General features: G+C 67.9%; 20 protein-coding genes and 1 tRNA gene. 10 read left to right on the forward strand and 11 right to left on the reverse strand.

Going from position 1 to position 22,686, the window contains the following annotated elements; genetic code table 11:
- From rpoD to ACU0BR_RS12860, 4 genes are all read right to left on the reverse strand, one after another.
- On the reverse strand, positions 1 to 1,704 hold a 1,704-nt coding region (gene rpoD, locus ACU0BR_RS12845), incomplete at its 3' end, for an RNA polymerase sigma factor RpoD (protein WP_446157229.1).
- Between the two features lie 85 nt (positions 1,705 to 1,789).
- Positions 1,790 to 3,835, reverse strand: a complete 2,046-nt coding sequence (gene dnaG, locus ACU0BR_RS12850) for a DNA primase (protein ID WP_446157230.1) — start codon at positions 3,833 to 3,835, stop codon at positions 1,790 to 1,792.
- Positions 3,836 to 3,928: 93 nt separating this feature from the next.
- Positions 3,929 to 4,525, reverse strand: a complete 597-nt coding sequence (locus tag ACU0BR_RS12855) for a hypothetical protein (protein WP_446157231.1) — start codon at positions 4,523 to 4,525, stop codon at positions 3,929 to 3,931.
- A 75-nt stretch (positions 4,526 to 4,600) separates the two neighbouring features.
- Positions 4,601 to 6,031, reverse strand: a complete 1,431-nt coding sequence (locus tag ACU0BR_RS12860; RefSeq protein ID WP_446157232.1) for a Glu/Leu/Phe/Val family dehydrogenase — start codon at positions 6,029 to 6,031, stop codon at positions 4,601 to 4,603.
- Positions 6,032 to 6,367: 336 nt separating this feature from the next.
- Between ACU0BR_RS12860 and ACU0BR_RS12865 the strand changes: the two genes are divergently transcribed.
- From ACU0BR_RS12865 to ACU0BR_RS12875, 3 genes are read left to right on the forward strand one after another with little or no spacing between them, the layout of a single operon-like run.
- Complete coding sequence (locus ACU0BR_RS12865; protein ID WP_446157233.1) at positions 6,368 to 7,951, forward strand: pilus assembly protein TadG-related protein; 1,584 nt, start codon at positions 6,368 to 6,370, stop codon at positions 7,949 to 7,951.
- Positions 7,948 to 8,475 (forward strand): TadE/TadG family type IV pilus assembly protein, encoded by a 528-nt coding sequence (locus ACU0BR_RS12870; RefSeq protein WP_446157234.1) that lies wholly within the window; start codon positions 7,948 to 7,950, stop codon positions 8,473 to 8,475. Before ACU0BR_RS12865 ends, ACU0BR_RS12870 begins: the two co-directional genes overlap by 4 nt.
- Before the next feature lie 13 nt (positions 8,476 to 8,488).
- The gene (locus ACU0BR_RS12875; protein WP_446157235.1) at positions 8,489 to 9,040 is read left to right on the forward strand and encodes a TadE/TadG family type IV pilus assembly protein; all 552 of its coding nucleotides are present in this window, start codon (positions 8,489 to 8,491) and stop codon (positions 9,038 to 9,040) included.
- Positions 9,041 to 9,078: 38 nt separating this feature from the next.
- Here ACU0BR_RS12875 and ACU0BR_RS12880 read toward each other — a convergent pair whose 3' ends face one another.
- Complete coding sequence (locus ACU0BR_RS12880) at positions 9,079 to 9,549, reverse strand: hypothetical protein (RefSeq protein WP_446157236.1); 471 nt, start codon at positions 9,547 to 9,549, stop codon at positions 9,079 to 9,081.
- Between the two features lie 234 nt (positions 9,550 to 9,783).
- Between ACU0BR_RS12880 and ACU0BR_RS12885 the strand changes: the two genes are divergently transcribed.
- On the forward strand, positions 9,784 to 10,695 hold the full coding sequence (locus tag ACU0BR_RS12885) for a pirin family protein (RefSeq protein ID WP_446157237.1): 912 nt from the start codon (positions 9,784 to 9,786) through the stop codon (positions 10,693 to 10,695).
- Positions 10,696 to 10,750: 55 nt separating this feature from the next.
- Here the strand turns inward: ACU0BR_RS12885 and ACU0BR_RS12890 are convergent, their stop codons facing one another.
- Positions 10,751 to 11,332: a TetR/AcrR family transcriptional regulator gene (locus ACU0BR_RS12890; protein ID WP_446157238.1), complete on the reverse strand. Its 582-nt coding sequence runs from the start codon at positions 11,330 to 11,332 to the stop codon at positions 10,751 to 10,753.
- A 120-nt stretch (positions 11,333 to 11,452) separates the two neighbouring features.
- Here ACU0BR_RS12890 and ACU0BR_RS12895 point away from each other — a divergent pair, with 120 nt between their 5' ends.
- The 5 genes from ACU0BR_RS12895 (at position 11,453) to ACU0BR_RS12915 (ending at position 16,257) form a co-directional block, all read left to right on the forward strand.
- Entirely contained in the window at positions 11,453 to 11,845 is a 393-nt protein-coding gene (locus tag ACU0BR_RS12895; protein WP_446157239.1) for a hypothetical protein, read from the forward strand.
- 199 nt (positions 11,846 to 12,044) lie between these two features.
- Positions 12,045 to 13,331 carry a homoserine dehydrogenase gene (locus ACU0BR_RS12900; protein ID WP_446157240.1) on the forward strand — a complete coding sequence of 429 codons (1,287 nt, stop codon included), beginning with the start codon at positions 12,045 to 12,047 and terminating at the stop codon, positions 13,329 to 13,331.
- A gap of 57 nt (positions 13,332 to 13,388) precedes the next feature.
- Positions 13,389 to 14,354: a class II fructose-bisphosphatase gene (gene glpX / locus ACU0BR_RS12905; RefSeq protein ID WP_446157241.1), complete on the forward strand. Its 966-nt coding sequence runs from the start codon at positions 13,389 to 13,391 to the stop codon at positions 14,352 to 14,354.
- Positions 14,351 to 16,105, forward strand: coding sequence for a single-stranded-DNA-specific exonuclease RecJ (recJ, locus tag ACU0BR_RS12910; protein ID WP_446157242.1), 1,755 nt, complete (start codon positions 14,351 to 14,353; stop codon positions 16,103 to 16,105). The genes glpX and recJ overlap by 4 nt, the downstream gene beginning before the upstream one ends.
- Before the next feature lie 77 nt (positions 16,106 to 16,182).
- A tRNA-Glu gene (locus tag ACU0BR_RS12915) sits at positions 16,183 to 16,257 on the forward strand.
- A 160-nt stretch (positions 16,258 to 16,417) separates the two neighbouring features.
- Here ACU0BR_RS12915 and ACU0BR_RS12920 read toward each other — a convergent pair.
- The 5 genes from ACU0BR_RS12920 to ACU0BR_RS12940 all read right to left on the reverse strand — a co-directional run bounded on the left by ACU0BR_RS12920 (position 16,418) and on the right by ACU0BR_RS12940 (position 21,330).
- Positions 16,418 to 17,545 (reverse strand): GGDEF domain-containing protein, encoded by a 1,128-nt coding sequence (locus ACU0BR_RS12920; protein WP_446157243.1) that lies wholly within the window; start codon positions 17,543 to 17,545, stop codon positions 16,418 to 16,420.
- On the reverse strand, positions 17,542 to 18,117 hold the full coding sequence (locus tag ACU0BR_RS12925; protein WP_446157244.1) for a heme NO-binding domain-containing protein: 576 nt from the start codon (positions 18,115 to 18,117) through the stop codon (positions 17,542 to 17,544). The genes ACU0BR_RS12920 and ACU0BR_RS12925 overlap by 4 nt, the downstream gene beginning before the upstream one ends.
- Positions 18,118 to 18,217: 100 nt before the next feature.
- On the reverse strand, positions 18,218 to 20,149 hold the full coding sequence (locus ACU0BR_RS12930) for a hypothetical protein (protein ID WP_446157245.1): 1,932 nt from the start codon (positions 20,147 to 20,149) through the stop codon (positions 18,218 to 18,220).
- Positions 20,146 to 20,880, reverse strand: a complete 735-nt coding sequence (locus ACU0BR_RS12935) for an HAD family hydrolase (protein ID WP_446157246.1) — start codon at positions 20,878 to 20,880, stop codon at positions 20,146 to 20,148. The genes ACU0BR_RS12930 and ACU0BR_RS12935 overlap by 4 nt, the downstream gene beginning before the upstream one ends.
- Positions 20,881 to 21,051: 171 nt before the next feature.
- Complete coding sequence (locus ACU0BR_RS12940) at positions 21,052 to 21,330, reverse strand: DUF3572 domain-containing protein (RefSeq protein ID WP_446157247.1); 279 nt, start codon at positions 21,328 to 21,330, stop codon at positions 21,052 to 21,054.
- Between the two features lie 81 nt (positions 21,331 to 21,411).
- Between ACU0BR_RS12940 and ACU0BR_RS12945 the strand changes: the two genes are divergently transcribed.
- Positions 21,412 to 22,686 (forward strand): diguanylate cyclase domain-containing protein (locus ACU0BR_RS12945; protein WP_446157248.1); only part of this gene is annotated, 1,275 nt, incomplete at its 3' end.

Raw genomic sequence — 22,686 nt, forward strand, 5'->3', positions numbered from 1 at the left:
GCCGATCGGCGTCTCCAGGGAAATCGGTTCCTTGGCGATCTTCATCACCTTGCGAACCTTTTCCAGCGGCATCTGCAACTTTTCGGCCAGCTCCTCCGGCGTCGGCTCGCGCCCGATCTCGTGGAGCATCTGGCGCCCCGTGCGCACCAGCTTGTTGATCGTCTCGATCATGTGCACGGGGATGCGGATGGTGCGGGCCTGATCCGCGATGGAGCGGGTGATCGCCTGACGGATCCACCAGGTCGCATAGGTCGAGAACTTGTAGCCGCGGCGATACTCGAATTTGTCGACCGCCTTCATCAGTACGATGTTGCCTTCCTGAATGAGATCAAGGAACTGCAAACCGCGGTTGGTGTATTTCTTGGCGATCGAGATCACCAGGCGCAGGTTGGCCTCGACCATTTCCTTCTTGGCCTGACGGGCTTCCTTCTCGCCCTTCTGGACCTGCTGCACGATGCGGCGGAATTCGGTGATGTCGACGCCGACGTACTGGCCGACCTGCGCCATTTCCCCGCGCAGCTCCTCGACGCGCGGGCGCGAGCGTTCCATCAGCGCCTGCCAGCCGCGGCCGGGCATGTCCGCCACCCGATCCATCCACGAGGGGTCAAGCTCATACCCGCGGTAGGCATCGACGAATTCGCGCCGGTTGATGCGCGCCTGATCGGCCAGCTTCACCATGTTGCTGTCGATCGACATGATGCGGCGGTTGATGCCGTAAAGCTGGTCGATCAGCGCTTCGATACGGTTGTTGTGCAGATGCAGCGAGTTCACGGATTCCACGATTTCCGCGCGCAGCGACTGATAGGCATCCTCATCCCCGCTGGAAAAGGACGCGTCCTCGTTCAGCGTGGCGGAAATGCGCAGATCCTGCATGTCGGCCAGCGCGGCATAATCGTGGGCGATCAGATCGAGCGTTTCCAGCACGCGCGGCTTCAGCGCGGCCTCCATCGCGGCCGGCGACATGTTGGCCTGATCGTCGTCGTCCTCGTCTTCCTCCTCCGAGCGCCGGATCGGGTTGCCGTCGGCATCGAGTTCCTGCTCATCCGGCTTCTTCGCAGTCCCCGCGACGGGCGTGATGCTTTCGACCTTCAGCTCTTCGACGACGCTGGTGGTGCCCTCTTCCTCGCCCTCTTCGCCCATCGAGCGGCCGAAGGTGGTCTCCAGGTCGATGACATCGCGCAGCAGGATGTCCTCGGACAGCAATTCGTCGCGCCAGATGGTGATCGCCTGAAAGGTCAGCGGGCTTTCGCACAGACCCGCGATCATCGTGTTGCGGCCGGCCTCGATGCGCTTGGCGATGGCGATCTCGCCCTCGCGGCTCAGCAGCTCGACGGAGCCCATTTCGCGCAGGTACATCCGCACCGGATCGTCGGTGCGGTCCAGAACCTCCGAGGTGCCGCTCGACACGCTGACTTCCTTGGAGCTGTTCACCTCGACCAGATCGGTCGATTTGCTCTCGCCCTCCTCGGCCTCGTCGTTCTCGATGATGTTGATGCCCATTTCCGACAGCATCGACATCACGTCCTCGATCTGCTCGGAAGACACCTGTTCAGGCGGAAGCACCTGGTTGAGCTGGTCATAGGTGATGTAGCCGCGCGCTCGGGCTTCGGCGATCATCTTCTTGACCGCTGCCTGGCTCATGTCCAGCATCGGCTCGTTGTCCTGGTCGTCCTGCTTCCGGTCTTCGGTGTCCTTGGCGGCCATGCAGCAACTCTCCTTACGAGGGGCGATGATTCGTTTTGCGGTCTAGCGCGAATCAATATCGCGAATCAGTGATCCGCGCACCCGTTTACCCTTTTTTCTTTACCCAAACCTCACCATCGATGAGATTTTGAAGGAAGTTAGACAGTTCCTCACGATCCTCTCCTATATCAGGCGAATCATCCGTGCGCGACCGGTCGGCCGAATTGCGGGCCTCCGCCGCCTGCCCTAGCCGCCAGGTCAGCCCCTCATCCGCCTGACCGGCCAGATCCTCGGCCGCTTCGCTGATCTCCTTCAGGGCACCGCGTCGGGCCGCCAGCTTCGCCAGCTCCTCCGTCACGCATTGGATGGCGAGCTCGGTGTCGGAAGGTTTGCGCACTGCCGGAACAATGCGCACATGGCTAAGCGAAAACAGGTTTTCAAGGGCCGCCCCGACGTCGCCCGCTATCTTTTCCGACAGCCCCGCCACATCCCCGTCCATCCCGTGGCGCAGCAGCGCATCGCGCAACGGGCGCAGGCCGGGCACCACATCCAGCATTTCAAGCTGCCCCTCGAAACGCGGCAACACCGAGGGATGGGTGATCAGCACCGCGAGGATCACGCTCTGGCGCAGCTCCTCCTCGGGGTCGGCGGCACCGCCGCCGTGATCGGCGCCACCCACCAGAAAGGAATTGCGCGTGCTGGGCAGCGGCGGCCCGGCCAGCGGCGCGCGCGCACGCCCCTTGCCCGCGAAACCGCCGCCCGCACCGAACCGCCCGCCGCCCGCATTGGCCGCGTACCCGCGGGTGCCGCCCGCCCCCTCGCGCGGCACGAACCCGCCGCCGTCCCGGCTGACCGGCGCCTCCCGGCGATAGCCGAACAGCTCGCGGCGCAGCAGCTGGATATCCTCGCCATAGTGCCGCCGGATCGACGGATCGGCGATCTTGCGCACCGCCTCGCGCAGCCGCTTGTCGAGCGCGGCCTTGCGCTCGGGGCTGTCGAACACCTGGTTCTCGGTCTCGCGCCGCCACAGCAGACGCACCATCGGCTGCGCCTCCTCCAGCAGCTTGCGCATCGCCTCCGGCCCTTCGGCGCGCAACAGATCGTCGGGGTCCTTGCCCTCAGGCAGCAGGACAAAGCGCAGCGACTGCCCCGCCTCGATCAGCGGCAGCGCCAGATCCATCAGCCGCATCGCCGCCGCCAGCCCCGCCCGGTCGCCGTCCAGCGCCACCACCGGCTCGGGCGAGATCCGCCAAAGCATGCGCAGCTGGCTTTCGGTGATCGCCGTGCCCAGCGGCGCGACCGCACCGGCAAACCCGGCCTCGACCAGCGCGATGACATCCATATAGCCCTCGGCCACGATCAGCGGCTGGCCCTTGCCCGCCGCCTCGCGCGCGGGGGAGAGATTGTAAAGGCTGCGCCCCTTGTCGAACAGCTCCGTCTCGGGTGAGTTGAGGTATTTCGCACGGGCATTCGGGCTCATCGCGCGCCCGCCCAGCGCGATGGCGCGCCCGCGCGCGTCGCGGATCGGAAAGATGATCCTGTCGCGGAACCGGTCATAGGGCTGACCGCCATCGTCAGGCCGCGCCGCAAGGCCCGCGTCGACGATCAGATCTTCGGCCACGCCCGCCCCGCGCAGATGCGCCCAAAGCCCCTGCCGCGCATCGGGCGCAAAGCCGAGGCCGAACCGCTCCAGCGCGGGGCCCGCCAGGCCGCGCCGCGCCAGATAGGCGCGCGCATCCGCGCCCGCGGCACTGCCCAGCTGCATCCTGAAATGACGCACGGCCGCTTCCATCACCTCGGCCAGCTGGCTGCGGCGGTCGGCTTTCCGCTGCGCCACCGGATCGCGTGCGGGCACCTGCATGCCCGCCTCGCGCGCCAGGATCTCGATCGCTTCCATGAAGCCCACGTTCTCGGTCTCGCGCACGAAGGAAATGGCATCGCCCTTGGCGTGGCAGCCAAAGCAGTAATAGAATCCCTTGCGATCATCGACGTGAAAGCTTGCCGATTTTTCCTGATGAAACGGACAGGGCGCCCACATGTCGCCCTTGCCCTGGTTCGACTTGCGCTGGTCCCAGGTGACCTTGCGCCCCACCACCTGAGACAGGCTGGAACGATCGCGCAACTCATCGAGAAATCCGGGGGGCAAGCTCATCCCCGCAATATCCGCCGCCCGCGCGGCGGAGTCCAGAAGCCGCGGCAGCGGGGGGCGGCGGGGGGCGGCGAATTGTGGCCTAGCTGCCGCGTTTCACGGCCCCGCCGTCGCGCAACGCCCGCGCCAGCAAGCGGCCGCGATAGGTACCCGATTTCGCCGCCGCCCGCAGGCCAAAGCTGCCGCCTGCCGCGCCCGCCACCTCGACCCCGGCAAAGACCCGGGCCGATAAAGCCAAAGGCCCGCCGCCGCGTTGAACATCATTTCCGCTTCGCCTTCCGCTTCGGCGTACCGCAGCAGGGCCGGCGGCGCAGCCGCCTCCGCATCGCGGCCCGCGGCATAGATCAGACCCGCGCCCGCGACCCGGCGCCCATCCTCCAGCCGCAAACACACCCTGCCCGCCGCCCCGTCGCAGCGAATGGCGGCAACGGCGCCCCCCGGCAAAAGGCGCAGCCGTCCCTCCTGCGATGGCCCGCCTTCCTCTGGCCCACCTTCCTCTGGCCCGCTTCGCGCCTGCCGCAGCAAGTCCAGCGCCCGGCCCGCATCCTCGGGCGCGCGTCGCGCGAAGGCCGCGGCGGGGATGCCGCCCCGCGCCACCAGCACCACGGCCAGCCCTTCGCGCAGCCCTGCCGCCGCGGCCGCCAGCCCCGCAGGCCCCGCCCCGATCACCAGCAGATCGCCGCGCCACGGCATGGCCGCGCTTCTTCTGGTCGAAATATCCTCGCCGAAGGCAATCCCGGACATCCCCGCCCCGCGCGCGCCTTTGCGTTAAAGCCCCTTGGCGCGATAGCTTTCCGCCACGCGCCCGATCGACACCAGATAGGCCGCGACGCGCAGGTCGTGCACGTCCTCGCGCCCGTGCCAGACGGCGCGCATGGCCTGATAGGCGGTGCGCATCGTGTCATCCAGCCCCGAGCGCACCAGCTCCAGCTCATCGGCGCCGCGCAGGTAGCGCTCCTTGAAGTTGGGCGAGAGCGTCCAGCCGACGCCGCTGTCGGAACTCAGCCGCTCCAGCTCATCGACCAGCAACTGGTGGCGCGCCTCTTCCTGACGGCGCTGCATCCGGCCAAAGCGGATATGGCTGAGGTTCTTGACCCACTCGAAATAGGACACGGTGACGCCGCCTGCATTGGCGAACATGTCGGGGATGATCACGCAGCCGCGCTTGCGCAGGATCTCGTCGCCGCCCGCGGTGATCGGCCCGTTCGCCGCCTCGATGATCAGCGGCGCCTTGACGCGGGCGGCGTTGGTCAGGTTGATCACCCCCTCCAGGGCCGCGGGGATCAGGATGTCGCACTCCGCCTCCAGCAGGGCGGCCCCATCGGGGCTGAAGGCGCCGTCGGCATAGCCCTTGACGCCGCCATGCGCCTGGATCCAGCGATGCACCGCCTCCACGTCCAGACCGGCCGGATCGAACAGCGCGCCGTCGCGCTCGATGATGCCGGTGATTTGCACCCCGTCCTCTTCCGACAGGAACTTGGCGGCGTGATAGCCCACGTTGCCCAGGCCCTGCACGATGACGCGCTTGCCTTCCAGCCGTCCCGACAGCCCGGTCATCGCCACATCCTCGGGGTGGCGAAAGAACTCGCGCAGGGCATATTGCACCCCGCGTCCCGTGGCCTCGACCCGGCCGACGATGCCGCCCGCGTTGATCGGCTTGCCGGTCACGCAGGCGCGCGCGTTGATGTCGGTGGTGTTCATCCGCGCGTATTGATCGGCGATCCAGGCCATCTCGCGCTCGCCGGTGCCCATGTCGGGGGCGGGCACGTTCTGGCTGGGGTGGATCAGGTCGCGCTTTGCCAGCTCATAGGCGAAACGGCGGGTGATGCGCTCCAGCTCATGCTCGTCGTATTCGCGCGGATCGATGCAAAGCCCGCCCTTGGACCCGCCGAAGGGCGTTTCCACCAGCGCGCATTTGTAGGTCATCAGCGCCGCCAGCGCCTCCACCTCATCCTGGTGCACCTCGGGCGAGTAGCGGATGCCGCCCTTGACCGGCTCCATATGTTCGGAATGGACCGAACGATAGCCGGTGAAGGTGCGGATCTCGCCGCGCAGCCGCACCCCGAAGCGCACGGTATAGGTCGCGTTGCAGACCCTTATCTTTTCCTCCAGCCCCGGCGGCAGGTCCATCAGCGCCACCGCGCGGTTGAACATCAGATCGACGGACTGACGAAAGGTCGGCTCGCTGCTGGTCGTCATGGCATTTCCTGTTTGGAAAGGAGGCATTGGCTGCAACCTCAAGCCTAGGCGGATTGACCGAGTCGTACACCCCCGGCGGGAAATTCTTTTCCCCGCCCCCGCCCCGCGAACGGTCCCGCGCCGAGCCGCGACCGCGGCCGGCACAGGCAACGCGTTGTAAGTTAATAAAAATGTACCGTTCACGATTCAGGAACAAATAGTTCCTCACCCCCGCCACATTGCCGCCACGAAGAGCACCGAGACTTTGCGCATGGCGTGCCCCGCACGTCGGCCGTATCGAAATACCTGTTCCACCTACGAGTTTTCAGAGTTTGCCTTTCAGCGGAGCCGCCGCAGATGCCCCACAGACCGTTCCCTCCGATCCACCGCATCGCGGCGCAGCATCTGCGCCGCCGTCTGACGCGTTTCCGCAAGGATGAAAGCGGTGTGCTGATCATCTTCGGGCTGTTCCTGTTCGTGGCGATGTTCGTGGCGGGCGGCATGGCCGTCGACTTCATGCGCGCGGAATATCTGCGGACCGAAGTGCAGAATGCCACCGACCGCGCCGTGCTCGCCGCCGCCGATCTGGACCAGAAACTCGACCCGAAGGCCGTGGTCGAGGATTACATGACAAAGGCCGGCCTCAGAAGCCATCTGAACTCGGTCACGGTCGAGCAGGGCCTGAGCTACCGCACCGTCAAGGCCGACGCCAACGGCTCGGTCGGAACGACCTTCCTCAAGCCCACCGGCATCGGCTCCTTGTCGATCATGACCGCAAGCGGCGCGGAGGAACGCATCAACAACGTCGAAATTTCGCTGGTCCTCGATGTATCGGGCTCGATGGGCAACTATTCGCGCCTGTCTCACATGAAAACCGCCTCGAAGGAATTCATCGACACGGTCTTTGCCCATTCCGAGGAAAAGCGCACCTCGGTGTCGCTGATCCCCTACGCCACGCAGGTCAACGCGGGCGCCGCGCTGCTGTCGAATTACAACGTCAGCACCGAGCACGATTACTCGAACTGCGTGGATTTCGCCGCCAGCGATTTCACCACGACCCAGCTGTCGACCACCCAACGGCTGCAAAGGACCGGCCATTTCGACCCGTGGACCAACAGCGCGCCGCCCAACATGGTGGTCTGCCCCACCCAGACCAGCCGGGAGATCATCCCCCTTTCAGGCAGCGCCGCGACGCTGAAATCGCGGATCAACAGCCTTTACGCCCAGGGCAACACCTCGATCGACGTCGGCGTGAAATGGGGCACGACGCTGCTTGACGAAGACAGCCGCTCGGTGGTTGCCAAACTGGCGGCCAACAGCGTCATCGAAAGCTCCTTCGACAACCGCCCCGCGCCCTACAGCGACAATGAAACCGTCAAGGTCATGGTGGTCATGACCGACGGCGTGAACACCGATCAGTTTTACCTGAAGGACAGCTACGCGTCGGGCAATTCCGACGTCTGGTACAACGACAGCGAGCGCCGCTATTCCATCTACAACAGCGAACGGGACAAATATTACGATCCGAAGGAAGATGACTGGCTCAAGAAGCCTTATGGCGAGAACAAGAAGGACAAGGGGTCGGCCCGACGGTTGAGCTATCCCGAGCTGTGGTCCCGGGTCTCGCTGGCCTTCAACGCCTACTACCACTACTACGCCCAGGAGCGCCGCGCCTCGGATTACTACAACTGGCTGTGGTCCCCGCGCGGGGCGGTCGGCGCCAGGGAAAAGGACGACCGGCTGTCCGCGATCTGCGGCGCGGCCAAGAAGAAGGGCATCGTGATCTACACGATCGGCTTTGAGGTCACCGACGAATCCGCCGCTGTCATGCGCGATTGCGCAAGCTCCCCCAGCCACTTCTTCCGCGTCGAAGGGGTGGAGATTTCCAGCGCGTTCAACGCCATCGCCTCCTCGATCAACAAGCTGCGGCTGATCCAATGAGGCGCGCGCTGGTCAGAGGTCTGCGCGCCCTGCGCCGCGAGGAAGGCTCGGCGACCATCGAGCTTTGCCTGCTGTTGCCGATGTTCATCATCCTGCTGACATCGGCGGTGGAAACCGGGGTGATGCTGACGCGCTACATGATGCTGGAACGCGCGCTCGACGTGAACCTGCGCAACATCCGGCTGGGCGCGAACCCGACGCGCGACGAGCTGGCGGCCGCGATCTGCGACCGTGCGGGCATCCTGCCCGCCTGCCGCCAGTCGCTGGTGCTGGAAATGCGCAAGATCGACAAATCCACCTGGACGCTGCCGGATGCGGACGCGCCCTGCTACAACCGGCAGGAAGACATCACCCCCGCGACGCAGTTCTCCTATGGCAGCGAGAACGAGATCATGCTGATCCGCGCCTGCATCATCGTCGACCCGTTCCTGCCCAGCATCGGCCTGGGCAAGACCATCGCCGACGGATCGAACGGGCAATTCTATCTGCGCACCGCCTCCGCCTTCGTGAACGAGCCCTCATAGGGAAGAACCCGACATGCCGAAATCCCGCAAATTCTCCGGGTTCCTTGCCAGCGAAAGCGGCGTTCTGACCACGGAATTCGTGCTGATCGTCCCGTTCCTGGTCAGCGCCTATGTGCTGGCCTACGCCTATTTCGACGCCTTCCAGACCAAGAACAGCAGCCAGAAGGCCGCCTATACCATCAGCGACCTGATGTCGCGCGAGACGGTGGCGGTCAACGCAGGCTACGTCGAGGGCATAAAGAAGATCTTCGACTATCTCTCCCGCTCGAACCCCGAGGACAGCTGGATCCGCGTCTCCTCGATCACCTACAACAAGACCGATGACGTCTATAAGGTGCAATGGTCCTATGTGACCGCCGAACTTCAGCCGACCCTGACCAACGACGAGCTGTCAAAGCTGCTGGACCGGATTCCCGTGATGTCCGATGGCGACACGTTCCTGCTGACCGAGACCAGCCAGGCCTACACGCCCGTCTTCAACTGGATGTTCAAGCCCACGACATTCACGCATTTCATCCCGACCAGCCCGCGTTTCGCACCGCAACTGGCCTGGAACAACAACTGATCGCCTCTGCCCCGGCTATCGCGGAGGAGAGGCCTCGTTCACTTGCCGCCGTCGCGCGACAATTCGATGGTCTCGGCCATGAACCGCGTCGCGTTGGAGGCCGTCACCCCGCCCACGCCGACGCGCCGCCCGATCCGCCACCACAGGCCCGGCCGCCACACCCGCGGCCGCTGCGTGTTCAGGCGCAGCAGAAAACCGTTCGACGGCTTGATCGCGAAGGTGCCCCGGTTGATCGTCTCGATCTCATCCAGTCGGCACAGGACCGTGCCGGAGCTGTCGCGCAACTCGCCTTCGAAAAGCTCGATCGTCAGCAGGGTCGCGCGCCGGAATTTCTCTGCCAGATACAGCACGCCGCCGCCGACCAGCAGCAGGAACGCGCGCCAGAACAGCCCCTCGGGCGGACGGGCGAGCGCGACGTAGATCAACATCACCCCCAGCGTCAGCAGCAGGGCAAGCGCCACATAGCGGCGAAAGGTCGTCGCGGACAGCACGGCGAGGGGCGGGATCATGGGCGGCACTCCGTTTGGTCGTGTGCGCATACGCCACGCAGCCGCGCAGGTCGAGAGGGGACGCGCCCGCGCGACGAAAGCGCGCCCGCCATCGCGCCGGACACGCGGGCGCGCACAGTCCGCGTGCGCGCCCGCAGGGCCGCCGCGATTGCGCGGCCGATGCGCCGGACCTATCTGTGATGCCAGCCGCAGGACGCCCCCCCGTCCGCCGCGCAAGCCAGAGGAGACAGGCCAATGTCCATACGTCCCATCCACGCCCAAAGCCAGGCCACCCCCACGATGGAGGGCGCGGGCGTCAAGCTGCACCGGGCCTTCGGGTTCCAGGAACCCGACATGCTCGACCCGTTCCTGCTGTTCGACGATTTCCGCAACGACCGCCCGCAGGATTTCCAGGCCGGATTCCCCTGGCACCCGCACCGCGGCATCGAGACGATCACCTATGTGCTGAACGGCACCGTCGATCACGGCGACAGCCTGGGCAACAGCGGCACCCTGGGCGCGGGCGACGTGCAGTGGATGACCGCCGGGTCGGGCATCCTGCATCAGGAAATGCCCAAGGGCAACGCGCAGGGCCAGATGCACGGGTTCCAGCTATGGGCCAACCTGCCCTCTTCGCTGAAGATGACGCAGCCGCGGTATCAGGACGTCAAGGGCACCGACATCCCCGAGATCATCGACGACGACGGCACCCGCGTGAAGGTCATCGTCGGCCAGTTCTGGGGCAAGTCCGGCCCCGTCGACGGCATCGCCGCCGATCCGCAGTACCTCGACATCTTCGTGCCCGCAGGCGTGAAGAAGACCTTTCCCGTCGACACCTATCGCCGCGCCTTTGCCTATGTCTTCGACGGTGCGGGCGTCTTCGCCGATGCCTCCGCCCCCGGCGGGGTGCTGCTGGAGAAGGAGGTGATGGGCGAGGAGGTCAACATCCGCGACATGTCCGGCAACCGCACGCTGATCCGCTTCGGCACCGGCGATGAGGTGACGGTGCAGGCAGGCCCCGAGGGCATCCGCTTCCTGCTGATCTCGGGCGCACCGATCCAGGAGCCGATCGCCTGGCACGGTCCGATCGTGATGAACACGCAAGACGAGCTGCGTCAGGCGATGGCGGATCTGCGCAACGACCGCTTCATTCGCCCCGCGCATTGACGCGGCAGCAGCCGATGCAGATGCCGGGGGCGCCGCGCGTAAGGGCGTGGCGCCCTCAGACCGACAGCACCTTGCGCACCATGTCCCAATAGATCGCCTCGATCTGCGCCAGATCCAGCCTGCCGTCGGGGCGGAACCATGTGGTCACGCCGGTCAGCATGGCGATGAGCGCGAGCGTGACCAGCTTGGCGTCCGGCGCGGCGAAGCTGCCCGCCTCGATGCCGTCGCGCAGGATCGTTTCCAGATGCGCCTCATAGCGGTTGCGCAGCGCCTCGATGCGGGCGAAATTCTCCGGCTCCAGACTGCGCAGCTCCAGATAGGCGATGAAGACCGGCGCGCGGCGCGCATGGTGAAAACGGATGTGGAAGCGGCAAAACCGCTCCAGCCGTTCCAGCGGTGTGCCGCTGTCGCAGGGGACCGCCGCCAGCAGCTCCTCCATATGCTCGCGCATCAGGGTATAGAGCAGCGTCTGCTTGTCGGGCGTGTGAAGGTAGAGCGCCCCGGCCTGCACGCCGATTTCCCGCGCGATCTGGCGCATGGACACGGCCGCATAGCCATGTTGCGCGAAAAGACGCAACGCCGCCTCGCGCAGGCGGGAGCTTGTGATGACGGAATATGATCCCTGGGTACGTGCCATCGGCGCAGCCTAAAGGATCGCGCCGGACGATCAATGGCCCGCCTGCCGCGCGGCGACAACCCTTGTCGGGCGGCGGCGGGGCGGCTACGATCCGCAGGCTTTACCTTTGCAGGCGCGCGCATGAAATTTTCCCTTATCGTCCTTCTGAGCGGCCTGTCGCTGGCGGGATGTGCCGATTATCCGAACCTGCAATCCGCCGTTTCGCGTCAGGCCCGCAACGCGCCCTACCCCTCATTGGTCCCGGTCGATCCGCTGCTCGATGCGGCCGCGCAGAGGCGCATCACCCCCGCCACCGGCGCGGGCCTGCAGGCGCGCGCCGACCGCCTGGCCCGCAGGGCTCGCCGGATCGATCACGGCGCGGACGGTCTCGGCGCCGCCGGGCAGGCGCGCGCCGAGGCGCTGCGCCGCCGCGCGGCCGCCCTGCGCGACATGCCGGTGCTGGACAAGGCCGAACGCGACCGACTGTCGGCCGCGGCCAAGACCGCCGAGGCGCGCCCCCCGGCAGGCAGTTGACCCGCCGCGCCGCGCACCCCGCGGTGCCTGCGGCGCACCGCCCGCCGACGGGTCCGCCCATGGCCCGTCCATCGCCCATGCGCGGCCCGCCCATGCCCGGCCCCCCCGATATCGCCGTCATTCACGCCGCTGCGATTGCGCCTTTGGTCCGACTTCGCTAACAGTCGGCCAGAATTTTCCCTGCGACGGAGCCATCCCCATGCCCACCCCCCTGCGTCTTGGAATTGCCGGTCTGGGCACTGTCGGAACCGGCGTCGTCAAGATCGTGCAGCGCCATGCCGACCTGCTGGAATCCCGCTGCGGCCGCCGGGTGGACATCATCGCCGTCTCCGCGCGCACGCGCGACAAGGACCGGGGCGTGCGGCTGGGCGACTATGAATGGGAAGACGACCCCGTCGCCCTGGCGCGCCGCGACGACATCGACGTGTTCCTGGAGCTGATCGGCGGCTCGGAAGGGTCGGCCAAGGCGGCGGTCGAGGCCGCGCTGGAATCGGGCAAGGACGTGGTGACCGCCAACAAGGCGCTGCTGGCGCTGCACGGCCAGGCGCTGGCCGAAACCGCCGAGGCCAACGGCAAGGTGATCCGCTTCGAAGCCGCGGTGGCGGGCGGCATCCCGGTGATCAAGAGCCTGACCGAAAGCCTTGCGGGCAATGAGATCAAGCGCGTCATTGGCGTGATGAACGGCACCTGCAATTACATCCTCACCCGGATGCAGGACGCCAGCCTGCCCTATGAGGACGTTTTCGACGAGGCGCTGAAGCTGGGCTTTCTGGAGGCCGACCCGACGCTGGACGTGGGCGGCATCGACGCGGGCCACAAGCTGGCGCTGCTGGCCTCCATCGCCTTCGGCACGCAGGTCAATTTCGCGGATATGGAAATCGAGGGGATCGAGCAGATCCGCATCGAGGATATCGAACAGGCGGCCGACATGGGCTACCGCATCAAGCTGCTGGGCGTGGCGCAGCTGACCGCGCGCGGTCTGGAACAGCGCATGTCGCCCTGCCTGGTGCCCGCGACCAGCCCGCTGGGCCTGCTGGACGGCGCGACCAACATGGTGGTGCTGGAAGGCGACAGCGTCGGCACCATCTCGTTGCGCGGCGCGGGCGCGGGCGAAGGCCCGACCGCCAGCGCCGTGATGGGCGACGTGGCCGATCTGGCGCGCGGCTTCCGCCTGCCGACCTTCGGCCAGCCCGCCGAAAGCCTGCGCGCCGAACAGCCCGCCAGCAGCGCGACGCCCGCGCCCTTCTACCTGCGCATGACCCTGCGCGACCGTCCCGGCGCGCTGGCCAAGATCGCCACCGCCCTGGGCGAGGCCGGGATCTCCATCGACCGGATGCGCCAGTACAGCCACAGCGCGTCGGACGCGCCGGTGCTGATCGTCACCCACAAGGCGCAGCGCCGCGACCTGAGCCTGGCGATCGAGGGGATGAAAGCCACCGGCGTGCTGGTGGGCGATCCCGTCGCCATCCGCATCGAAGACCTTTGATCGCGGCGAATTTCGCCTATTTTACCCGCACCCAAGCCGCCAGAACAGGATTTCCAGATGACCGATTCCCCCGAATTCCATGACCGCATGTTGTCGCTGGGCCTGGCCCGCGTGTCCGAAGCCGCCGCCCTGGCCTCTGCCCGCCAGATCGGGCGCGGCGACGAAAAGGCCGCCGATCAGGCCGCCGTCAACGCGATGCGCGAACAGCTGAACATGCTCGATATCGCGGGCGTCGTGGTCATCGGCGAGGGCGAGCGCGACGAGGCGCCGATGCTGTTCATCGGCGAAGAGGTCGGCACCGGCAACGGCCCCGCCGTGGACATCGCGCTCGACCCGCTGGAAGGCACCACCCTGACCGCCAAGGACATGCCCAACGCGCTGACCGTGATCGCGATGGGCCCGCGCGGCTCGATGCTGCATGCGCCCGACGTCTATATGGACAAGCTTGCCATCGGCCCCGGTTTCGCACCGGATACCGTATCGCTGGACATGACGCCCGCCGAACGGGTGCAGGCGCTGGCCCGCGCCAAGAAATGCGACGCCGAAGACATCACCGTGTGCATTCTGGAACGCCCCCGCCATCAGGATCTGATCGCCGAGGTCCGTTCCACCGGGGCGGCGATCCGGCTGATCACCGACGGCGATGTGGCCGGCGTGATCCATTGCGCCGAATCCGAGAAGACCGGCATCGACATGTACATGGGCTCCGGCGGCGCGCCCGAGGGCGTGCTGGCCGCGGCCGCGCTGAAATGCATGGGCGGGCAGATGTGGGGCCGGCTTCTGTTTCGCAACGACGACGAAAAGGGCCGCGCCGCCAAGGCCGGGATCACCGATCTGAACCGCATCTATGCGCGCGACGACATGGCGACCTCGGATGTGATCTTTGCCGCGACGGGCGTGACCGACGGGTCGATCCTGGCCGGGATCAAGCGCGAGCCGGGCCACCTGACGACAGAGACGATCCTGATGCGCTCCAAGACCGGATCGGTACGGCGCATGACCTACCGCAATCCGACCAAGTGAGTGGCGGCGGCGCATTCCTCAACGTCTCCGCCTCGGCGACGGGGCGGCGCTGGATCGGGCTGAACGCCGAACAGGACCGCCTGTGCGAAGCGATGGGCCAGGCCACCGGCCTGCCCGGCGCGCTCTGCCGGGTGCTGGTGCGCCGCGGCGTGCCCCAGGCCGAGGCCGCGGCCTTTCTGACGCCGGCCCTGCGCGATCTGCTGCCCGACCCGCTGTCGCTGCGCGACATGCACCGCGCCGCCGAGCGGTTCCTAGAGGCGGTGAAGACCGGGCAGCGCATCGCGATCTTTGCCGATTACGATGTGGACGGCGGCACCTCGGCGGCGCTGCTGATCGACTGGCTGCGCCAGATGGGGCGGCAGGCGACGCTGTATATTCCCGACCGCATCGACGAGGGCTATGGCCCCAACGAACCCGCGATGGCCGACCTGGCGGCGCGCCACGACCTGATCGTCTGCGTCGATTGCGGCACGCTTTCGCATGGGCCGATCGCGGCGGCCAAAGGCGCGGATGTCATCGTTCTGGATCACCACCTGGGCGGCGAAACCCTGCCCGACGCGGTGGCCGTGGTGAACCCCAACCGCCAGGACGAAGACAGCGGGCTGGGCTATCTTTGCGCGGCCGGCGTTGTCTTTCTGATGCTGGTCGAGGCCAACCGCCAGCTGCGGGCCGATGGCACCAAGGGCCCCGATCTGATGGGAATGCTGGATCTGGTGGCGCTGGGTACGGTGGCGGATGTCGCCCCGCTGATCGGGGTGAACCGCGCGCTTGTGCGCCAGGGGCTGAAGGTCATGGCCCGCCGCGCCCGCCCCGGATTGGTCGCGCTGGCCGATGTGGCGCGGATGGATTCTGCCCCCTCAACCTATCACCTGGGCTTTCTGCTGGGTCCGCGCGTCAACGCGGGCGGACGCATCGGTCAGGCAGACCTGGGCGCGCGGCTGCTGGCCGCCACCGATCCGCATGAGGCCCGCGCGATGGCCGAACGGCTGGACCAGCTGAACACCGACCGGCGCGAGATCGAGGCGCGGGTGCGCGAACAGGCGCTGGCCCAGGCCGAGGCGCGCGGCCTCGACGGCCCGCTGGTCTGGGCGGCGGGCGACGGCTGGCACGCGGGCGTGGTGGGCATCGTCGCCTCCCGCCTCAAGGAGGCCACCAACCGCCCCGCGGTGGTGATCGGCTTCGACGGCGACGCGGGCAAGGGCTCGGGCCGGTCGGTCGCGGGGGTCGATCTGGGCCTGTCGATCCAGCGGCTCGCGGCCGAGGGGCTGCTGGAAAAGGGCGGCGGGCACAAGATGGCCGCGGGGCTGAGCTTGTCGCGCGCCATGCTCGAACCCGCGATGGCGCGCCTGTCGGAGCTGCTGGCCCGCCAGGGCGCGGCGGACATCGGGCCGTCGGACCTGAAGCTCGACGGGCTGCTGATGCCGGGCGCCGCCACGCTGGAGCTGATCGAGCAGATCGAATCCGCGGGCCCCTTCGGCGCGGGCGCACCCGCCCCGCGCTTCGCCTTCCCCGAACAGCGCATCCGCCACGCCAAGCGCATCGGCGATTCGCACCTCAAGATCAGCTTCGGCGACCCCGGCCAGCCCGCTCTCGAGGCGATCGCCTTCGGGGCCTATGACAACGGCCTGGGCCCCTTGCTGGACAACGCGGGCGCGCGCCCGATGCATCTGGCCGGCCGGTTGGAGGTCAACAGCTGGAACGGACGCCAGCGCCCGCAACTGCGGCTGGAGGATGCGGCGGAGGCCAAGTGAAAATACCGCGTCGAATGCGTGTTTTTCCCCTTGATCCCGCTGCGGCCTTTTCTTACACACCCCCTCACGAGAAGCGCGGTCCCTTCGTCTATCGGTTAGGACGCCAGGTTTTCAACCTGGAAAGAGGGGTTCGATTCCCCTAGGGACTGCCACTTCTCCTTTTGCCCCCCTCACATCTCAGCGCCTTGCCTGACGCGGTTTCCGCGCCATGCCCATCGCGTTACCCTCGCAGGACAGGCGGGTTCGGCGCCTGTCGCTTGCGGCGCCATGCCCCCTCCCGCGGGCCACCGCCTTGCGGTTCGGCCCCGCCCCCTACCGCATGGCGGCGCCACGCCTGTGGTGGGCGCTGTGGCGGCCGCGCCCCGCCGCCTTGGCCCGGTAGAGCGCGCGGTCGGCGTCCTTCAGCATCGCCGCAGGGTCGATGCGGGCGTATTCGGTGGACAGCGTCATGCCGATACTGGCCATCACCGGCCCGTGCGCGGGGGCGCAATCCGGCGCGGACCTCTGATCTTGCGGGTGGACGTCATCGGGCTGCGGCTCGACCTCCGGGGTTCCGGCCATCAGGGCCGGGCCTGACGCGCCTGCGCCCTCCTCTGCCTCCGCCCCCGACTCTGCGTCGACCTGCTCGGCCAGGGTTTCGCAGGCCAGCGCCCGCAGGATGCGTTCCGCCGTGGCGCGCAGCACGGTCTGGTCGGCGCAATCGCGCAACACGACCGTGAACTCGTCGCCGCCGCTGCGCGCGACGAAATCGCCCTGGCGCGTTTGCTCGCGCAGGATCCGCGCCACACGGCGCAGCACCTTGTCGCCCGCCCCATGGCCGAAGCGATCGTTGATGCGTTTGAAATGGTCCAGATCGATGTGCATCAGCCCGAACGCCGCGGTGTCGCCTTCGCCGGACAGCCGCGCCAGCAGCTCCCTCAGGCTGCGCCGGTTGCCCAGCCCGGTCAGGCTGTCGGTGCCGGCCCGGCGCTCGGCCAGCCGCCGCGCTGTGTCCAACCGCCCGCTGAGCGCGCGCCATTCCTCCAGGATGTGGGCGTTTATTTCCTGCAGGTAGAGCAGATCGGCGGTTTGATCGGTCACCGCGAAATCGGTCAGCGTCAGCCCGATCCGTCCCACGGCCTCGATCCCTGTGACGCTGAGCGCAAGGTCGAGCGCCGCGGCGGTGCCGTTCAGCGTGACATCGGGGCGGCACGACAGGCTCAGCCGCACCTGCCTGCCGTCCAGATGCCCCAGGCCCAGCCGGTCGGCGGCGGGAAACGGCCGGTGCAACCTGATCGCCGCGCTGAAGGGGGCGCCGACCAGGCAACGGGCGCGGCACAGCTTGGCCAGGGTCGGACCCGCGCGCCGCACCAGGCCGTCGCCGCCCACGCGCAGGTGCAGCGGCATCAGCCGATCGATCGCGGAATCGGGCAGGACCGTGTGCCCCGCGGCGCCGGTCATGCCCCCACCCCGCCCAGATGAAAGCTGCGCGCCAGGGCGAAATCGTAGTCGATCGTTTCCATGGTGATGCGCCCCGATCCGGTTTTATCCTCCTGGCAGTGCAGAACCACCAGCACGCCGTATTCATCGGCCATCGCTCTGAGCGCCCCCTTCAGCACCCAGCAAAAGCCCGCGATCCCCGCGCCGACCTCAATGCGGTGGGTGTCGTCGCGGTGCGTTTCCAGCCGCAGGGAGGGCAGCCACAGATCGGGCAGCGCCAGCCGGACCAGATCCGGCAGGTCGTTGAGCGAATGCAGGAAATCGTCATAGCCGTCGCCGCCGAACCGCAGCAGCCGCCGTACCGACGCCCGGTTGGGATCGCACACCAGGTAGGCGCCCAGATCCTCCAGGAAGACGCAGCGCCGCCTGCCCAGCACCGAGCAGGCCGCATTGACCAGCGCCTCCGTCAACGCGTCGTCGTAGACCAACATCGCCTCGAACCGGACCACGGGCGATCGCGCGTGGCGCGCCACCTCCCGCCAAGTCGGGCACCCGTAGGTGTCTTTCACGAAACATTGGATCGATTTGTTCACCAGACCATGCATTGTCACGCTCACAACTTGCAGCCCCCGCCGCAGTGAAGTCAGCCTAGATCCAGATGGTTAAGAAATTCCCCTGCGGAGTGTGTTGATATCAGGGCAATATCATGAAGCTTTCGCCGCCCGCGGCCAGCCCGGTCAGCGGAATTTGCGGCAGGCTCGCCTCCCCCGCGAAAAGCGCGCGCAGCGCGGCATCGTCGAAGCGGCGCACCGGATCGCCGTTGGGATGGCGCAGTCCGCCGCGCGCGCGGTAGCGCCCGTCGACACCGCGCCCCACGACCTGCGGCACCGCCATCCCGTCGGGCCCGCGCGTGACGAAAAGCGCCTCCGGCCCCGGCCAGCCCGGCACGAAGTCGGCGACCACGGCCAGACACCCGCCTTGTGCGCCGCGCGCGGTCGACCCATCCGCCGCAGGCCCCGGGGACCCGGTGGACGGGGCGGCCGCAAACGACGGGCGGGCGCAGGCACGCGCCCAATCCGCAAGCAACGGGGTGGCAAGGTCGTCAAGGAGGTCGGGCGGCAGCACGCTGCCTCGCGGCAGGACCAGCAGCCGGGCGCGCAGCGTGGCGCGCGCCTCCGCGCGATCTTCGGGCGCGGCGTCGGGCGCGGCGTCGGGCGCCATTGCGGACAGCTTCGGTCGCCGTGCGCGGGAATAGGCCAGCTCGATCCGCTGCGACAGCCTGTCGTGCCCCGGCAGATCCTCGCGTGCACGCAGATCCTCCAGCGCGGCCCGCCCGGGCCTGCCCCAGCGCAGCGCCAGCGCCTCGACATCCAGCCGCTCGGCATTCACCGCGCCCGACAGATAGCGCGCGGCCTGGGAGCGTGCGGAAATCCGCTCCGCGTTGAGAAGCGGCGTCAGCCACACCCCGGCCAGCGCGATGACCGCGAGCGCAAGCACGACATTCGCGCGCCTGATCCGCGCGGCCCAGTCGCCCCCGCGCAGCACCGCCTGCGCGTAGGACAGCCCGTAGCCCAGCACCACGAGCCCGCTCAGCGCGGCGGCCACGCGCGACGGGCTCCAGCCGTGTTGCGCCACGCGCAGGACCACCGCGTAGCAGCCGAACCCCGCCAGCGGCACCAGCGCCAGCGCCAGCGCACGCGCGCTGTACGACATGATCCGCGTCTTCGACTGGAACGTCGGCCCCTTGTCGAGCGTGATCGTAATCAGCGCCGCCGCCCCCAGCCCCATCGACAACAGCGTCGCCCCCGCCGACAGATCGCCGAAGGCATCGCCCAGCCCCCGCAGCGGAACCGCCACCAGAAACACCAGCGTCACCAGCAATACCACCGGCAACAACAGCCGCAGCAGGCGCAGCAACAGGCGCGGCGACTGCGCCCCGGCCAGTTCCTGCACCACGGCCAGCGCCAGTCCGAGCACGGTGCCACTGACCGTGGCGACGAACCATGCCCGGTCCGTCAGACGATCCAGAACCGTCAGCCCGACGAGCCCCAGCAGCGCGTCGCTCAGGAAATAGACCAGCCAGAAGAACCCGGTAAACAGCAGCGCCGCCCCGACCCGCACCACCAGCGCCCAGGCCTGATCGTAGAGGCTTTCGTAAACCGCCCGGTCCCCGGCACCGCCTGTCCAGCCCCCGTCCCGCCCCTGCACGATCAGAAAGGGCAGCGACAACGCGCTCAGCAGCACGAAAGCCACCATGGGATGACCCGCATCGGTGAAATCCTCGATCGAGGCGAAGCGCAAGGACCCCCAGGTCAGCAACAGGGAGGAGACGACCGCCAGCCACAGCGCCTGACGCGCGGCCAGCCACAGCCGCAGCGGCCCCGCCAGCGTCAGCAGCGCCCCGAAAAAGATCGCCGCAAAGGCACTGAGCCACAGCAACAGCCGCGACGGGCCCAGCACCCCCGGCATCCACTCGATCAGCAGCCAAAGCGACAGCCCCGCCACCGCGCCGACAGTCCCCAGCCCCAGGCGCGTCGCGGAAAGGCGGGTTTCGGATCGCCGGGTTTCGGGTGGCGCGGTTTCGGGAAGGGCGGGATCGGATGGGCGGGCGCGGCTCAGCCTCATGCGACCACGCCCCGCCCGTCGCGCAGCCAGTCCAGCAGATGCGCGATATCGGGCAGGACCGCATCGGCGGCGGGCGCCAGGTCACGGACGCGTGCCGGGCCGGTCAGCACCGCGACGCTGCGCATCCCGGCCGCGCGGCCCGCCGCCAGATCGTGCAGGCTGTCGCCCACCATCACCACGCGCGCAGGCTCCAGCCCCGTCGCGTCGCAAAAGGCCAGCAACTGCCCGCAGTCCGGTTTGGCGCCGTGACCCGTATCGCAACCGCATACGAACGCGAAGCACTCCGAAATGCCCGCACGTTCCAGATGCGCGCGGGCGGCGGCGTCGGAATCATTGGTCACCACGCCCAGGATCAGACCGGCGGCGCGCAACCCGTCGAGCGTGGCGCGCAGCGGCACCGCCTCGACCATCGGCGTGGTCGCGGCGGCCTGGCTCAGATAGGTGGCAAGCGACTGCCGGGTCGATCCCGGCACAAGCGGCGCCAGCAGCGTGGCGACCTGCGCCAGCGTGCCCGCGATGGCCGGGGAACCGGGATGGAACGCCGCTGCCGACAGATCGTATCCGAGCACCTCCGCCAGCGACTGCCTGCGCGCGGCGTCGCCGCCCGCCAGTTCGTCCAGCACCCCCGCCGCCCAGGCGTTCCAGCTGGCACCGAAATGAAACAGCGTGCCGTCCTTGTCGAAGATGATCCCGGCGGTGCCGTTCACATCGCGCGTCCGACCGTCGTGCATGATCCGGCTCCCCTGTTCGCTTGCGCCATAGATGCCCGTAGCCGCACCGCCGGAGCAAGGCGAAACCGCTGCACCGGCCACCTGCGCGCCTGCGCGAGGGGGGCGGAGCCTGCCCTCATGATCTTCTGACACGCGCGCCCCGTTTTGCAACGCCTCGCCCGGCGGCGTGCCTCAGGTCCAATGCACCTGTTGCCCGCCGGGCAGGCACTGGCGGGCCTGCATCGGCAGCTCATAGCCCAGGCCTTCGGCATCGCAGAACCGGCGCACCCAATCGTCATCCATCAACACGAAGTCCAGCACCGATCCGAGAAAGGCCGGCGCGCCCGCCCCTGCGCGCAGATCCTCGCTGGTGGCCCCCGATGCACCAAGGAAAACGGGCAGAAGCTCCTCGTCGGCGACGAGCCAGCCCAGTGCCCTCAGGGCGATCGCTTCTGCCTGTTCGGTTTTCATATCTGCCTTGGAAAGACTTTCTTAACCATTATCCATAAGTAATGATCCTGTGGCGAAGCAAGGGCGGAATCGGAGGAAACTATGCCAGGGCGTGTCCTGTTGGTGGATGCAGTCGCAACCGGTCGCATTGTCCTCAAGGCAAAACTTTCTGCCGCCTATTACGATGTTATCGAGGCGCGAACCCGCGACACGGCGCTTTGCCTCGCCGCGCGGGAACAGCCCGATCTGATCCTGCTCGACATGACATCCCCGCAGCTGGGCGCTGTGGCGCTGTGCCGGGCGCTGAAATCGGGAGCTGAAACGGCGGACATCCCGGTGATGATGATCACGGCGGCGGGCGATGGCGACATGGCCGCGCGGGCGCTGCGGGCGCAGGCCGACGACTACATCGCGCGTCCGCTCGACGAGGCGACGCTGCTGGTCCGCGTCGGCGCGGCGATCCGCAACAAGGAGCTGACGCGTGAGCTCACACTGCGCGGCGACAGCTTTCGCGATCTGGGCTTTGCGGAGGACCAACGCCCCCTTGCCAGGCAAGGCCGGGTGGCGGTGCTTGCGGCGACGCCGGATCAGGCGCGCGACCTCGCGGCGCGGGTCGCCACGCGATCGCGCCACCGGGTCCACGCCCTGTCTATCGGGGGCGCTCCCCACCGCGGCGTGGAGGCCTCCGACCCGCCGCGCACGCTGCGCGCGACAGCCGGGCGAGCGCAGCAGGCCACGGCGGCACATGGCGATAGGAACAACGGGGACGATCACGCACGCGCGCAGGCCGCGCCGCCGAAGCACCCGTCCGACGCGCAGTCCAACGCACCACCGGATGCGTCGCGCGAACTGCCGACGACCGCGTCCGATCCAACCGCGCCGACAGCCATTCCCACCCCCACACCGGATGTTTTCGTTCTGATCCTCGACGCAGCCGATCCGCAGGCTGCGCTTGCCCGGCTGGTGGAACTGCAATCGCGCCGCGCCACCCGCCACGCGGCGATCGTGTTGGCCGTGCCGGAACAGGCGGTGGCGCTGCCGCCCAACCTCGGCGCCACCGACATCGTGCCCCTGCCGCTGGACGCGGACGATCTGGCGCTGCGCCTGTCCATCCTGATCGCGCGGACCCTCCAGGCCGAAGACCTGCGCGGCAGCGTCCAGCGCGGGTTGCAGATGGCCGCCACCGACCCGCTGACACGGCTTTACAATCGCCGTTACGCGCAACACCATCTGACACAGATTGCCCAGCGCGCGGCCCACGGCGGCGATCGTTTTGCGGTGATGATCCTGGACATAGACCGCTTAAAATCCGTCAATGACAGCTTCGGGCATCGCGCCGGGGATCACGTGCTCGCCGAGATCGCCCGCCGGTTGAGC

It is taken from the genome of Brevirhabdus sp., assembly GCF_052826345.1.